17 protein-coding genes are annotated in these 14,144 nt (G+C 49.5%); 1 reads left to right on the forward strand and 16 read right to left on the reverse strand.

Going from position 1 to position 14,144, the window contains the following annotated elements; translation table 11 throughout:
* Nucleotides 1-3 precede the first annotated feature (3 nt).
* On the forward strand, nucleotides 4-297 hold the full coding sequence (locus tag JNUCC32_RS14060; protein WP_015734579.1) for an SdpI family protein: 294 nt from the start codon (nucleotides 4-6) through the stop codon (nucleotides 295-297).
* Between the two features lie 55 nt (nucleotides 298-352).
* Here JNUCC32_RS14060 and JNUCC32_RS14065 read toward each other — a convergent pair whose 3' ends face one another.
* The 16 genes from JNUCC32_RS14065 to JNUCC32_RS14140 form a co-directional block, all read right to left on the reverse strand.
* Nucleotides 353-493: a hypothetical protein gene (locus tag JNUCC32_RS14065; RefSeq protein WP_009595238.1), complete on the reverse strand. Its 141-nt coding sequence runs from the start codon at nucleotides 491-493 to the stop codon at nucleotides 353-355.
* Between the two features lie 90 nt (nucleotides 494-583).
* Entirely contained in the window at nucleotides 584-1,699 is a 1,116-nt protein-coding gene (locus tag JNUCC32_RS14070) for a hypothetical protein (protein ID WP_192572453.1), read from the reverse strand.
* 23 nt (nucleotides 1,700-1,722) lie between these two features.
* Nucleotides 1,723-2,181 (reverse strand): hypothetical protein, encoded by a 459-nt coding sequence (locus JNUCC32_RS14075; protein ID WP_192572454.1) that lies wholly within the window; start codon nucleotides 2,179-2,181, stop codon nucleotides 1,723-1,725.
* Nucleotides 2,178-2,669, reverse strand: a complete 492-nt coding sequence (locus tag JNUCC32_RS14080) for an RNA polymerase sigma factor (RefSeq protein WP_267132972.1) — start codon at nucleotides 2,667-2,669, stop codon at nucleotides 2,178-2,180. The genes JNUCC32_RS14075 and JNUCC32_RS14080 overlap by 4 nt, the downstream gene beginning before the upstream one ends.
* Before the next feature lie 231 nt (nucleotides 2,670-2,900).
* Complete coding sequence (locus tag JNUCC32_RS14085; protein WP_228468961.1) at nucleotides 2,901-3,608, reverse strand: CPBP family intramembrane glutamic endopeptidase; 708 nt, start codon at nucleotides 3,606-3,608, stop codon at nucleotides 2,901-2,903.
* A gap of 225 nt (nucleotides 3,609-3,833) precedes the next feature.
* Nucleotides 3,834-4,103, reverse strand: coding sequence for a CD3324 family protein (locus tag JNUCC32_RS14090; protein WP_009595112.1), 270 nt, complete (start codon nucleotides 4,101-4,103; stop codon nucleotides 3,834-3,836).
* Nucleotides 4,104-4,389: 286 nt separating this feature from the next.
* A complete protein-coding gene (locus JNUCC32_RS14095; RefSeq protein ID WP_213577804.1) occupies nucleotides 4,390-5,055 on the reverse strand; it encodes an HAD family hydrolase in 666 nt (221 codons plus the stop codon).
* Nucleotides 5,056-5,074: 19 nt separating this feature from the next.
* The gene (locus tag JNUCC32_RS14100; RefSeq protein WP_228468962.1) at nucleotides 5,075-5,764 is read right to left on the reverse strand and encodes an HAD family hydrolase; all 690 of its coding nucleotides are present in this window, start codon (nucleotides 5,762-5,764) and stop codon (nucleotides 5,075-5,077) included.
* A 163-nt stretch (nucleotides 5,765-5,927) separates the two neighbouring features.
* On the reverse strand, nucleotides 5,928-6,950 hold the full coding sequence (locus tag JNUCC32_RS14105) for a DUF4367 domain-containing protein (protein WP_192572457.1): 1,023 nt from the start codon (nucleotides 6,948-6,950) through the stop codon (nucleotides 5,928-5,930).
* Nucleotides 6,914-7,528, reverse strand: coding sequence for an RNA polymerase sigma factor (locus tag JNUCC32_RS14110; RefSeq protein ID WP_192572458.1), 615 nt, complete (start codon nucleotides 7,526-7,528; stop codon nucleotides 6,914-6,916). The genes JNUCC32_RS14105 and JNUCC32_RS14110 overlap by 37 nt, the downstream gene beginning before the upstream one ends.
* Before the next feature lie 214 nt (nucleotides 7,529-7,742).
* Entirely contained in the window at nucleotides 7,743-8,489 is a 747-nt protein-coding gene (locus JNUCC32_RS14115; RefSeq protein ID WP_009595106.1) for a DnaD domain-containing protein, read from the reverse strand.
* Nucleotides 8,490-8,507: 18 nt separating this feature from the next.
* The gene (gene asnS, locus JNUCC32_RS14120) at nucleotides 8,508-9,803 is read right to left on the reverse strand and encodes an asparagine--tRNA ligase (protein WP_009595170.1); all 1,296 of its coding nucleotides are present in this window, start codon (nucleotides 9,801-9,803) and stop codon (nucleotides 8,508-8,510) included.
* A 30-nt stretch (nucleotides 9,804-9,833) separates the two neighbouring features.
* Complete coding sequence (locus JNUCC32_RS14125) at nucleotides 9,834-11,042, reverse strand: acetate/propionate family kinase (protein ID WP_015734567.1); 1,209 nt, start codon at nucleotides 11,040-11,042, stop codon at nucleotides 9,834-9,836.
* Entirely contained in the window at nucleotides 11,039-11,911 is an 873-nt protein-coding gene (locus tag JNUCC32_RS14130; RefSeq protein WP_036665598.1) for a 3-hydroxyacyl-CoA dehydrogenase family protein, read from the reverse strand. Before JNUCC32_RS14130 ends, JNUCC32_RS14125 begins: the two co-directional genes overlap by 4 nt.
* A gap of 134 nt (nucleotides 11,912-12,045) precedes the next feature.
* Nucleotides 12,046-13,548, reverse strand: coding sequence for an AAA family ATPase (locus JNUCC32_RS14135; protein ID WP_015734565.1), 1,503 nt, complete (start codon nucleotides 13,546-13,548; stop codon nucleotides 12,046-12,048).
* Entirely contained in the window at nucleotides 13,541-14,074 is a 534-nt protein-coding gene (locus tag JNUCC32_RS14140) for a hypothetical protein (protein WP_009595224.1), read from the reverse strand. The genes JNUCC32_RS14135 and JNUCC32_RS14140 overlap by 8 nt, the downstream gene beginning before the upstream one ends.
* Nucleotides 14,075-14,144 lie beyond the last annotated feature (70 nt).

The following is a 14,144-nucleotide window of genomic DNA, read 5'->3' on the forward strand; positions in this document are numbered from 1 at the left end:
AGGGTGCTTGAAAGCTTAGCCATCGGCGTCGTGTTTATTTTGTACGGGTTGGTCCTCTTTTTGATTCCGCCTAAAAGCTCCACAAGTTTTTATGCTTACAAAACGACGTCTTCACTCAAAAATGAACGGAATTTTAAAGTTGCCAACGCCTACGTCAGCTTGCTGCTGATGATTTTCGGAGTCATCCTGCTGTTGATCGCCAGGCTTACCGGCCATTTCATGACGACCGTGATTTCGACCGTCATCGTTTTTATCCTGATTTATATTCTCGTTGAACGAAAGCTAAAAAACCTGTAAAACGATCACAATCGTTTTACAGGTTTTTTCTTTGGAACGCTAAACGCTAGGTGAATCATAGCCGATTCTGATCCTGCTCCGATAAAGAGATCGAAGGCGACGGTACCGGATCCGGCGAGGAGTAGGCATTGACGACAAACAAACAGGTCCCAACAAACAGAGCAATATACAACAAATAATACAGATTCTTGGCCACAATATCTCCCCCATGTCTCGTTCATCATTACTGGTTGATTTGAGCACGCTAGATCATCGGTTGGAATCATTCAGGTGATGATCAGACATTTCAATCGTTGTCGGAATCATAAAATGGACGATTTCCACTCCGTGAATCCTTCTTCGAGCCTGTCATCAGCTTGATTCCTCCTCCGATGAGAAGCACCGCTACGATCACGGTTTTCATGTAGGTTCGGATCCGGTAATCCAGGTGCAAATCCGGAAACAGCGTTTCAACATAAGGCATCACTATGCTCGTAAATACGAAATAGATGCCAAGGATGAGCAGGCCAAGCCCGAGCCAGCGCTGCTGATTTCCAAGGCCCGAGATGATCGGCCGATCCCGGAGCGGCTCCCGGCCATAGCGGCTGACTTGCTGCAAACCATCGAAAAAGGCATAAAACCAGATCAACGGGATCAAAAACAGGAATACCGAGAGCTTAAGCACATCCAGTACATAGATGCTGCCAAGAAATAGAACCATGAGTTGCAGTCCGCGTTTTTGCAAACCCAAATACATTTGACCCGCTCCGGGAAACGCCGATAGCAAGGTGGCAAACACTTTGCTGCGGCGCCCGCTCTCCCGGCCGCTCTCCAGCTCATCAAACAGCGTGCGGTCTATGAGCAGGTCCCCGGCTTGCTTTCGGTGAACCAGCTGTACCACGTCAAACATGCAATAAAGCCATATGATCGGCAGCATGCCCAAAAACAGCAGGAACACCGATTCATGAGTCAACCCCGTCAGGAACACCAGAATCGTTCCAAGTCCGAAAAAGGCGATCAGGAATGACAGCCCGCGCTGCATCAAGCCCAGTTGAAAATGGCCAAGGCCGGGAATGAAGGACAGCAGGATGGTATAAAAGCGCTCGGATTCATCGCTCTTGTCCTGGCGAATCTCCATCGGCCGCCCGAATTCATCATGAATAATCGTGACGGGGGTATAACGGATCAACGCAATGAGCAGATCGAGCATGCTGATCCCCCAGATCATTAAAGCACCGAGAAGTCCCAGCGCAAATACTGCGTCGGAAGCCGACATGATTCCAAGCAAAATCCCGCCGAACAGGCTTCCGAAGAACAGCAGCGGATATAACAGCGCCCGTCCCTTCCTCCCCCAATAATAATGGCCGAGACCCGGAAGGATATTGAGTATAAAGGCAAAACCTTTACTTCGTTGCGGTTGCACTAAGCATCTTCCTTTCATTTTTCTTATCTGGATAATAGCCGGTCCAGCCAGCCCGTTGTTTTTTCCACCCATTGCTCACTATAGGAAGGCGTATCGGATAAAGGGACCTGACCGCTAATCTCACTGGGAAGCAGCCGGTCGAATGCCCCGGTGAAGAGGAACAGCATCGTAATGGACGCCGCTATGGCATAATGGACGATGGCGCGTTCGTACCAGCGCTTGGGCCGTTCCTGAATCCGCAGCGGTGCTTTCGGGGTGTAAGGCTTAATCTGTTCATGTTCCACCACCTGTTCGGCAAATGCTTTCGGATCTGCCATACCGGGAAGTTCGGCATCAAGCTCCGACAGAACCTGCATATAGATCTCCAGCACGCCGTCATCCGTTAGCATGAGCTCTTCATAAGAAGTTCGTTCTTCGGGCGAGCCTTCCCCTCTAACATAACGTTCGGTCAGCAGCTTGAGTTCGTGATCCTTGGCGTTCATTTCCACTCCTCCTCCTTCCACGATTTCCGAATCCATTGTCTGGCCCGGTATAATTTCGATTCAACCGTCTTGACCGTGATATTCAGCTCGGCTGCGATTTGTTCGTAGTTTTTCTCTTCCAAATAAAAAGCCTTAATAATGGCGCGGTGATTGTCCGGCAATGCTTCAATTTTCTCTCGAAGTTCCTCTCTTCTCTCCTTATGTATGAGCAGAGAAGCCACATCCTCGTCCCGGGAAGGGAGTTTATCCAGCACTTCTTCATGTTCGCCGGGCAGCTGCTCCGGCGGTTTACGGGAAAGCTTCCTCTTCATGTCAATCGCTTTGTTCAAGGCGATGCGGGTAATCCAGGTCTTAAAACCTTCAGATCTGTACTGGGGGAGAGCTTTGTATACTTGTATGAACACTTCCTGCGACGCATCCTCCGCTTCCTTGGCATCCCGCAGGACCGAATATGCCGTATGGAACACGTGCTGGCTGTATTGGTTCACCAGTTCCCGAAAGGCTTCTTGCTCACCTTGCAGGATGCGCGCGATTAACGTTTCTGCATCAATAACTCTCCCCTCCTTCCCAAATACATAGACGTCAGCTTTATGAGCTGCCCCTGCACTTTTTCAAAAAAAATATGGATGAATCTAAAAAAAAGACCAACACAGCTTGTCCCATAGTTTGCCCGTACCGGCCAAAACAAAAAAGAACGTCTATCGACGCCCTTAGGAAGGTTACAGAATCATACCGCTAAGGACGAATAGAACGTTCATCGCAAAATGCATGACCATGACGGGAGCCAATCCTTTCGAACGAATAGCTACGCCCCCCATCATGATACCAAAGATGGAAAACAACAGGCAAACGGGCCATGAAAAACCGAGGTGGTAATGGTATAAACCAAAGGTAACTCCGGCGATGACAAGCCCTTTCAGCTCCCCAAACCGACTTGCAAAATGACTAAGTATGTAACCCCGCCATAACAGCTCCTCCAGCACTGCATTGATCAGCGCAAAAGAAAGGGCATAACCGGCAAGAGCCAGGAGTTCAGGCTGTCCCCAGTCCATAAAAAATGAAAATACGGCACAAACCATAACCAGGAATATCAGCATAAACCGCCAGATCGGGTCCTTGAGCGGGCCCTTGAATATCCATGGAAAATAAATCGTTGACCTCCAGTTGCCTATGGCAAGATAAAGCGGTTTTTCTCTCGTCCGCATTGCCGCGAGGGCAAAGGGCATCACGAACAGAATCAGGCCCAGCCTCGATAGAATAATTCCCCAGGTTTCGTGATCGGCCAACCCATTCTGTATGATTTCACCAAAGGTACGATAAAGGATGTACCCCATGATCATGTTCAGCGCCAGCATGGCTGTATCGCTTATCCGTTTCGAAGGGTTGAACAGACTGACCCTCCTGCACGCGATATAAGCCAGAGTCAAAACGGCCCCCCATATAAAAACCATCGGAAATGAAATTAGCTGAACCCCAATAATAGCCACAGCCAGAAGCATGAAGCAAACTGTAAAGTCACTTGAGCGTTTCCTTACGGACAAACTTTTCTCTCCCATCCCACACATCGTCTTTTCATTTCATGATACCTGATTCGACCCGCTTTTTACACAAGAAAAAAGCCACATCAGAATCAGTTCCAATGTGACTTGCTTTTACTTGTTTTTGGTATACACGATTTTTTTGATGGAATCGCAGGATAAACAATACTGAGAAGAAAGCTGGTCAATCGTGGCGCCTGAAGCAAACAGCTGCCGGATTTCCAGGTTTCTTTTTTTCAAATACACCCGGCTGCCCGAGTTTTCTCCCCATTTCTTGCGCAATCCTTCGGGTTTCGGGATGTATACCATCCCGCCCTGTACATATTTTTGCACTTCCTTCAGCAATTCCTCGGGAAGTATAATATCCGCGTTTATATATTTCATGGTAGCTCTGCTCCTTAAAATTAAAATAAAGGTTTTAAGGATGCAAAGTCCAATAGATAAACGGCCCTCTCTACGCGAGGTAATCAGGCGGTAACTTTCTCATCGCTCCATGCAAACAACCGCCGTTGTTCATCATATAGACTTTGCATAGAGCTCATCGTCAATCTTCCCATCATGATCATGATCATACCCCTCCCTTCACAAATTATGACATTCCGACTGGTTATGACCATTATAACCGATGTTAGGCGAAAAATCGAAGCCTCCGTCTCATCGGCAGGAGATCCTAAACCGCTAAGCTTGCAAACGACCGGAGCATCTCCTCCACCGTTTTGAAGAAATAGGTCGGCTGGCATGCCGTCAGCTCTTCCTCCGAACCATAGCCGTAACCTGCAGCCATGCTGTGTATCCCGCAATTCCGTGCTCCTATTAAATCATGCATCCGATCTCCGATCATGACGGCTTCCGAAGCATCAATGCGGCAGGTATCCAGAACATGCTGAATGATTTCGGTTTTGGCGGACCGGGTGCCGTCCAGTTCGCTTCCGCACACCATGGTAAAATAAGCGGACAGCTGGAAATGCTCAAGTATCGTTTCCGCAAAAACCGCAGGCTTGGAGGTAGCGACATACAACTGTCGCCCTTGCGATAACAGTAAATCCAATACATCGCGAATGCCGACATATACTTCATTTTCATACAGGCCGGTGTCCTTGAAATATTCGCGATAGCTGAGAATTGCTTCCCAAGCCTCGGCCTCGCTGAAATGGTACTTTTCGGTGAAGGTCTCCTGGAGCGGGGGACCGATAAAACATTCCAGCTCGGAAAGATCGTTGACGATAATCCCTTGCTGACCGAGTGCGTGCCTCACAGCTTTCGTGATGCCTTCGCGCGGATCGGTCAGGGTTCCGTCCAAATCAAATAGAATATGTTTGTATTTCAATTCGATCATTCTCCTTCTTTCATGATTCCTAAGTCAGATCCTTAAGCTCCATAAGATCCTTGATTGTATAAGCAGGCCGATGACGGTCGCTTAAAGGGGCGCCCCGGCGATTATAATAACAAAAGTCAATTCCTGCATTCGCTGCTCCTTCATAATCATCCGTAAGCGAATCCCCTATGTACAGCACCTCGCTTGAGTCAACCGCTAATTCCTGCAAAGCAAGCTCAAAGATATGCGGATCCGGCTTCCAGTACTTTACTTCATCCGAAATGATGAAGGAATCAAAATAATGAAACAAGCCTCCTGCCGCAAGACGTTTGCGCTGTGCTTCACCAATGCCGTTGGAGATCACGCCGAGCGCAAAATTGCCGTGCAGGTGTTCCAGTATAAGATCGGCATGCGGCTCCAAATGGGGGGAACTGCAAAATAACCCCCAGTATGTTTCCGAGATCTCCCGGCACTGGTTAAATTCCCGCTTCAATCCAAGGAACGTGTCCGTGAAGGAATGCTCCAACACCTGCCTAATGTCGTGATTATGCTGAACTCGGTTCATCCAGTAATTAAAATTGATCGGTCCGAATGTCCCCCAGAACTCATCCCACGTCAAATCCTCATGCAGACGGTATAACTCCAGCGCCTGCTGCATGCATTTCTTTTCGCTCTGGCTGTAGTCTAGCAACGTGTTGTCCAGATCAAAAAAAATGGCCTTGTATCTCATCTCCATCTCCCCCTCCGGCCGATGCTGCAACTATATGCATTCGCTAATTCGGAGGGGTTCTCCTGCTAATCAGGACCTGAAACGGCCGCTGGACCCGGCCGGCTGCATAAAGAAAGTCCCAAGGGCTTAGGTTTCACAAAACCTTTGGGACATGTACATGTCGTTAGTTAATAAAGCGCTCTGCGATTTCTATCATGTTCTCTTTTGTTAGCTTCGCTTTGCTGTTCAATGCGATATGGTAATAAAGATCTTGGGCCTCATCCACCCAAGCCAGGCCCTGATTAAAATAGGCGTCCGCGTATTGAACGTATATCATCTCATGGCCACCTGCCAGAACCTTTTCGACATGGTCTTTATCGGTATAATGAATCTCCTGCTTGGAGTTCATGGCGCTTCGCTTGGTTGCTATTACACTGATCGAGGTTTCCATGTCGCTGCCTTTTACGTAGGATAGCGAAATCGAGCCCGCGCTGGGCGGTTTTATCTCCTTAACGAAAACACTTTTACTTCCCGTCGATGCTTCCGCCTTCCGAATCAACTCATTTTGAATATCGTAATAAGCTTTTGTCGGTTCTCCCTCCTGAAACAAATCAGAAAGGTCGGGGATAAAGGAAAGGGTTCCTTCATGAAACGAATATTCATTTAATATCCGGGTGGGAATATGGATATCAGGCATTCCGCGCTTGCCGGCTTCCTCTCGAAATACACCCAGATCCCCCAAATGTAACGAACCTGCGTGAAATTCGAGTAAGGTTTCCTTTCCATGAATCTCTCTCTTCAAATCATTGATCTCTTGGTTATGGATATAGTAAGCGATGGCTTGACCGGGAAGGGCCGAGCGAAAGGCTAAACTTCGGGAAGGCGTATCGAGCGAATACAATCGGTCCTGCTTTGCTTGTAATTCCTTAGAGTCCTCGGGTTCCGCTTTGGTCTCCAGCACCACTTTTCCCTCTTTGCTGCGGATCTGTACCAGTTCGGCTGCGGCATACACCGTGACGGACAGCGAAGTCACCAGCAGCAGCGAGGCGGCCATCACGAGCGGTCTTCTATACAAACTCGGCTTGCGTTTTTTGGCCGGAAGTGAAGCAATCCGTTCCATTACCGCATCCCTGACATCAATGACATAACGGCTCTTCGTACGTTGCTCCCTCAGCTTTTCCTCCACGTCATCTCGTTGAAATTCCATCGCGGTTCCCCCTCTCGATCATGCATCCACTTTTTTAACTTTTGGATCAGTCGACTGTAGCGTTTTTTGACCGTATCCTTGGTTTTATCTAGAATTAGTCCGATTTCCGCAAAGCTCTTTTCTTCAAATATCCGGAGAATAAGCAAGTTCCTCTCATCGGGGGACAGTCTGCGAAGAGCGCGTTCCATCGGCTCGCTGATGATATATTTCTGAGCTTCCTGCTCCGCGCTTGCGACATGCTCCTTATCCGCTCTCAGTTTAGGAACGATATTCTGAAAATACCGTTTCCTTCGCAGCATATTCAGACAATGGTGATAAGCCATCTTATACAGCCAAGCAGAAAATGAGGTCTCTGGCTTATACGTCTCGAGTTTCTGATAAGCCTTCACCATGATTTCCTGTACGGCATCCTCCGCATCCTGCCGCTGGTTCAGCAGTCTCCAGCAATACATGAAAATCTGCTGTTGAAACGCTTCAACGATATGTACAAAAGCTTGCCGATCCCCGTTTAACACCCGTTCTATGATTACCTCGATGTCCAATTCCTTCATCTCTGGCTTCGTCGGTTGAATGCTCACTTTCGTTACTCCCTCCTCTCATCAGCAAATCATCACTGAAGGTGCCCTCATGATTTATAACACATGACAGGGGAAAAAAGGGACAGCTAGTTTCTGCATTTTGCAAATTTTATTCGTATAAGACCGCATTTTCCATCATGAGTCAAAACGCTTGGTAACGGAATATTTCCATCGCATACAAAAAAAGCACGTCCTTCATGGACGTGCTTCTGAGCTATCTTCCGATATTTCTGAATTTCTGCGTATAGGCTTTGGCATCCTGTGCGGTACGCACCCGGTTGCGGCTCCATTCGAGCAGGATCCGGTCAATGTAGCGGAAATGCAATTTGCCCGCAAATACCGCCTCTTTTAGCGCTAACAGGATCAACTCGTCCGGGTAGCGGTCCGCGTCGACCCAGCCGGAGATTGTCTCCAGCTCCATCGGCGATAGCGGACGTCCGAATTCCTTTTCGAAAATGGTGAACAGATTCCGCTCTTCCTTCTCCGGAGCGGGTTTCTCCGATGCAGCTGTTTTGCCGGAAGCTGGACGGGCATTCAACAGAGGTGAAGCAAACTTGGCTGCTTCAGGGCTTTTGTCCCTGCCCTCTTGGGCCAGGCACGCAGCAAGCTTCTCATACAATCCGTTCAGATTGTACCGCTCATAATGTATTCCCTGGCCCTCGTCGACATATTCATCAATGCCGATCAGTCCTACCTTCATCAGGCGCTGCAGGCTTGCAGCGATGAAGGCGGCAGGAGAGCCCGTTACCTCCGCAAGCTCCTCCAGCGAAGGAAACGTCTTAAACTCTACCTGCTGATAACCGATCAAATGGATGACCAGCATCGCTTCGCGATCGCTTAAACCAAGTGACCGGTAATGCCGGAGCAGGGCATAAGGAATGATCGCCATCCCTTGGCTCATGCCGGCAGCGGCGCCGGCCGTCCAACCGTTCATGCCGGTATCCGCGTTGCCGTGGTCCATGGACTCACCTCTCACGGCTTACGGGTACATCCGGTACAGGGTCCGTGGGAACGGAATCGTTTCACGAACATGATCCAAGCCGCAAATCCACGCAACGGTACGCTCAAGGCCTAAGCCGAATCCGGAATGAGGCACGGTGCCGTATTTACGCAAATCCATATACCATTGATAAGTTTCCATCGATAGGTCATGCTCCTTGAAGCGCTCTTCGAGCAGCTGTGGATCGTCAATCCGCTGCGATCCTCCGATAATCTCGCCGTAACCTTCCGGCGCGATCATATCCGCGCACAGCACGACCTCCGGACGATTCGGATCCGGCTTCATGTAGAAAGCCTTGATGCCCGCCGGATAATGGGTAATGAAGACCGGCTTGTCATACTTCTCGGCAATGGCCGTTTCGTGCGGCGCGCCGAAATCCTCGCCCCAAGGAATATCAAAATCCTGCGTGTGCAGGAATTCAATCGCCTCATCGTACGTAATCCGCGGGAACGGCGCCTGGATCGCCTCCAGCTTCGAAATGTCGCGACCGATCGTTTCAAGCTCCTGACGGCAGTTTTTAACGACGGATTGCACCACATGGCTGATGAACTGCTCCTGCACCTGAAGGCTCTCCTCATGGTCCGTGAAGGCCATCTCCGGCTCAATCATCCAGAACTCGATGAGGTGACGGCGGGTTTTGGACTTCTCGGCGCGGAATGTCGGCCCGAAGGAGTATACCTTGCCGAGTGCCATGGCAGCAGCTTCCATGTACAGCTGTCCGCTCTGGGTCAAATAGGCATCCTCATCAAAATATTTCGTGTGGAACAGATTGGTTGTGCCTTCCGCCGAAGTCGGAGTCAAAATCGGCGGATCCACAAGCGTAAAGCCGTTGGTATCAAAGTACTCTTGAACGGCGCGGATAATTTCTGCACGGATCACCATAATCGCACGTTGTTTCTGCGTACGAAGCCACAGATGACGATGGTCCATCAAATAATCGACACCGTGCTCTTTAGGCGTAATCGGATAGTTTTCCGTAAGATGTATAATTTCAATGCCGGTAACCGTCATCTCATAACCCGATTGGCTCCGCGGCTCTTCACGTATAACACCCGTCACATATAAAGAGCTCTCTTGTGTCAGGCTTTTCGCGTCTTCCCATACCTGTTCGGATACTTCGCTCTTCACTACAACGCCCTGGATATAGCCGGAGCCGTCGCGAAGCTGCAGGAATTGAATCTTCCCGCTGGAACGCTTGTTGTTGATCCAGGCGCCGATCGTGACGGTCTCGCCGACATGCTGGTTGACGTTACGAATCACACTTTTGGTGGCCATGCATAAATCTCTCCCTTATATCACTACTATTTAACGGTTGGAAGCTTGAACGATACGATGCGTATCCCGCGCGATAACCAATTCTTCATTGGTAGGGATCACGAGTACCTCAACCTTCGAGTTCGCCGCGGAAATACGGCGCGGCTCGCCGGATCGAATGCTGTTCAGCTCCTCATCCAATTCTACTCCGAGATAGGTAAGCTGCTCAAGCACTCTTTGACGAAGAACGATCGAATTCTCGCCGACGCCCGCCGTAAATACGATGACATCCACGCCATTCATGGCGGCAGCATAAGAACCGATGTATTTACGGACACGATACTCGTACATTTCAAAAGCTAATGTGGAGTTCGGATCGCCTTTTTCCATGCCTTCCGTGATCTCGCGCATATCGCTGCTGATTCCGGAAATCGCCAGCAAGCCGCTGTGCTTGTTCAGCATGGAGTTCACTTCGTTGACGGTCAGCTCTTCCTTATTCATGACAAACGGCACGATCGCAGGATCCAAATCACCGCTGCGCGTACCCATCATGAGCCCTTCCAGCGGCGTCATGCCCATGGAAGTATCGATGGACTTGCCGCCTTTTACCGCTGTGAGGGAAGCCCCGTTCCCGATATGGCAGGTAATGATCTTCAGATCCTCCAGCGGACGGTTCAGGAATTCTGCCGCTGCCTGGCTGACATAGGCATGGGAAGTACCGTGCGCTCCGTAACGACGTACTTTATACTTATTATAAAGTACTCTCGGAATAGCGTACAGGTACGATTTCTCCGGCATCGTCTGATGGAACGCCGTATCAAACACAACGACCTGCGGAACGCCAGGCATATTGGTTTCTGCGGCTTTGATCCCCATCATCGAGGCCGGATTGTGAAGCGGAGCCAGATCGAACAAGCGGCGGATTTCCGCTTTGGCGTCACTGTCTACGAGAGCGGACTCTTTAAAAGATTCCCCGCCATGCACCACGCGATGCCCTACGGCCTGAATGCTTTCGATGGAATCGATCACGCCGTGCTCCTCGTTTGTCAGCATGCCAAGCACTTTGCGGATCGCGGTAGTATGCTCCAGAATTTCGCTGACTTCGGTTACGTCCTGTTTTCCTGTCGGCTTATGCGTCAGAATCGAGGAATCCATGCCGATCCGTTCAACCAATCCTTTGGCCAGCACGGATTCATCCGTCATATCGTACAGTTGATACTTCAGCGAAGAACTGCCTGCATTAATTACGAGAATATTCATACCCGGTCACCATCCTTGTCGTACTTGAAAAAGCCTTCTCCGGTTTTGACGCCCAGTTGTCCTGCGCGAACCAATTTCTTCAAGACAATCGATGGACGGTATTTCAGTTCGCCGTACTCGCGGAACATGCGCTCCAGCGCGGCGAGAATGGAATCCAGGCCGAAACGGTCGGCCATTTCCAGCGGTCCGTGCTGGAAGTTATATCCGATTCTCATGGCGTCGTCGATATCTTCCGCGGAGGCTACGCCTTCTTGCAGGAGATGCATCGCTTCGTTGATCATGAGCGTGATCATGCGGGTGGTGACGAAACCTGGAGATTCATAGACCATGATGCCCTTTTTATCCGAAACTTCCTCAACAAAGCGTTTGGTTTCGTTAAACGTATGATCTGAAGTCTTCAAGCCGCGAATGATTTCAACGAGGTCGACCTTGGAAACGGGATGTATGAAGTGCATGCCAATAACACGCTCAGGATATTTGGTGGAGCTGGCGAGCTCCGTCAAACTAAGCGTGGATGTATTACTTGCTAATATTACGTGGCTTGGACAAACCTGATCCAGCTGTGTAAATACTTCTTTCTTTGCATCCAAGTCCTCTATGATCGTCTCAATTACCATATCGCAGGTGCTAAGCTCCGCAAAATGAGTTACTTTTTGAATCCGGTTCAGGATCAGTTTCTTCTCTGCCTGGGTAATTCCCCATTTCTCCAGTTGTTTATCTAGACTGGTCTCGATCATTCGGTATGAATAGTCCAGTTTCTCTGGAGTTTTCTCTACGAGCAGTACGTCAAGGCCCTTGGCTGCCAGCATCTCCGCAATGCCCTGCCCCATGGTCCCGCCGCCTACAACGCCGATTTTTTTGAAGTACATGGTTTCTACTCCACCCTTTCCTTATCTCTATACTTTAATTGTACCCCATTTGTCGAAAAATACATTTTAGAGCACAAAGTATAATAATATCTTAGCACGACAAAAAAGTAAAAAAAAATAACCAGCATAACAATTTATGCTGGTAAAAGCGCGTTTTCACGAAATTGACAACGAAATTGTTCTCCCGAGAGAATTTCTTCCTTCAACAGGATGTCAAGAGAATTGTCGAATATCGGCCGTTTCTGCTCCAAAAGAGTTTTGGTGCGATTCATCAGCTCTTCCAATATCACATTGTTCTCTTTCATCAGCTCTTCGGTAGTAACCATGTTCATGTTAACGATACCCAGCGACGTCAGACCCGACTTCATCATCGTCTCCACGATGTTCAGCGACTGCTCGAAGTCATTGCTGGAGCCCGTGCTTCGGCCCCCGTAATAGATCTCTTCGGCGGCCGCGCCGCCAAGAGCGATCATAATCTGCTCTTCCAGGAAGGTTTTTGTGTACAAATACTGTTCCTGCTGCGGATTATGGCGAACATAACCAAGCGCCTTGCCGCGCGGGCTGAGTGCGACTTGCTTCACGCTGCCTGGGCGCACCAGCTCTGCCATGATAGCATGTCCCAATTCGTGGATGGCAACACGCTTTTTCTCCTCCAAATTCGATTCACGGTCGGAACGCTCGCCCATCATGACCTTGTCAATCGCCATGGACAGATGACGCTGATGGATAAATTGTTCGTTCTCGCGCATCGTATAGATGGCGGCTTCGTTCATGACGCTCTCCAGCTGTGCACCCGAGAAGCCATAGGCTTCCTCTGCTATTTTTTCCAGGTCGACATCTTGATGCAGCGGCTTATTGCCCGCATGCAGGTTTAAGATATGCGTCCGGCCCTTCTTATCAGGCAGATCCACTTGAATATGGCGGTCGAATCGTCCTGGACGCAGCAGCGCGCTGTCCAGCATTTCTTTACGGTTCGTTGCGGCGATCACCAGAATGCGAGGCGTGTCCTGCGAATAGATGCCGTCCATTTCGGTCAGCAGCTGATTCAGCGTTTGATCGTACTCTCGCTGTTGGCCGCCTTCGCGTTTACCGCCTATGACGTCGATCTCATCGATGAAGATGATGGCATTTTGCTTGTTTTCTTTGGCCGCGCGGTTGCGGGCATCCTTGAACAAATCCCGGATACGCCCTGCACCGACGCCGACATACATCTCCACGAATTCACTGCCGGAAGCAGCGACAAATATAGAATCGGTATAATGGGCAGCGGCCTTGGCCATCAAGGTCTTCCCTGTTCCCGGAGGCCCTGTTAGAAGAATCCCCTTCAATGGACGTATGCCGAATTTCTTGATATCCTCGTGACGAATCAGAAAATCCAATGCTTCCCGCAGCTCCTGCTTAGCGTTATCCTGCCCGCCGATTTCCTCGAACGTCAGCTTGGCCGGCCCGCTCTTCTTCCGCTTTCGCTCATTTCCGGCACCAACCGCGATGCCGCCCTTCATCTTGGCTATAAACAGCAAGCCGCCTACGAGTCCTGCCGCTATTAAGAGAGGCACGATGTTCACGCCGACAAACACAAGGAATACCAACAAAACCGGAATGAAGCCTAACATGATTTCTTTTGCTAATTTAGGCATGGTTCCACACCTCCATTTTGCCAGGTTGACGCGGCAAGATTATAAATTTACCAGACTTGCCGTCCGACAAGCTGACATAGACATTGGTGTCATCGATCGTTGCTTTTGCTTTCAAATTCGGCGACTGGGCAGCCAGCTGCTCGAGCGATGATTGAATATCGGTATACTGCTTATTGTCCATCGCTTCGGCAACCGACAGCATCGCTTGCTCCCACCATTGATCCAATGCTTCCGAGGAATGGTCCTCCACCTGGATTCTCAATTCCCGCTTCCCGATCACGGACTTGCCTTCCTGCTTAATATGCTGAACCAAACCTTGTAAATTCGCATCCGGAGCCAAATCAAGATTCAAAGTCACGGTATCCTGTTTAATATCTATATGAGAACTTTTCACGCCATCGTATTGTGACACAACAGTTGCGAGCGGATTCTGCAAAGCCATCTGCCGATACAGAAACCAACCGCCAAAGAGGACCGATGCTGAGATCACGACAGTCAGCATGATAGGTACAATGCGCAGTTTCATGAAGTTCCTCCTTCAATTTCGATATGAAATTTTGTAAAGCAATTGCAGCACAATAATACATATAACAACG

The organism is Paenibacillus sp. JNUCC32, from assembly GCF_014863545.1.
Taxonomy (GTDB): domain Bacteria; phylum Bacillota; class Bacilli; order Paenibacillales; family Paenibacillaceae; genus Paenibacillus_AQ; species Paenibacillus_AQ lautus_A.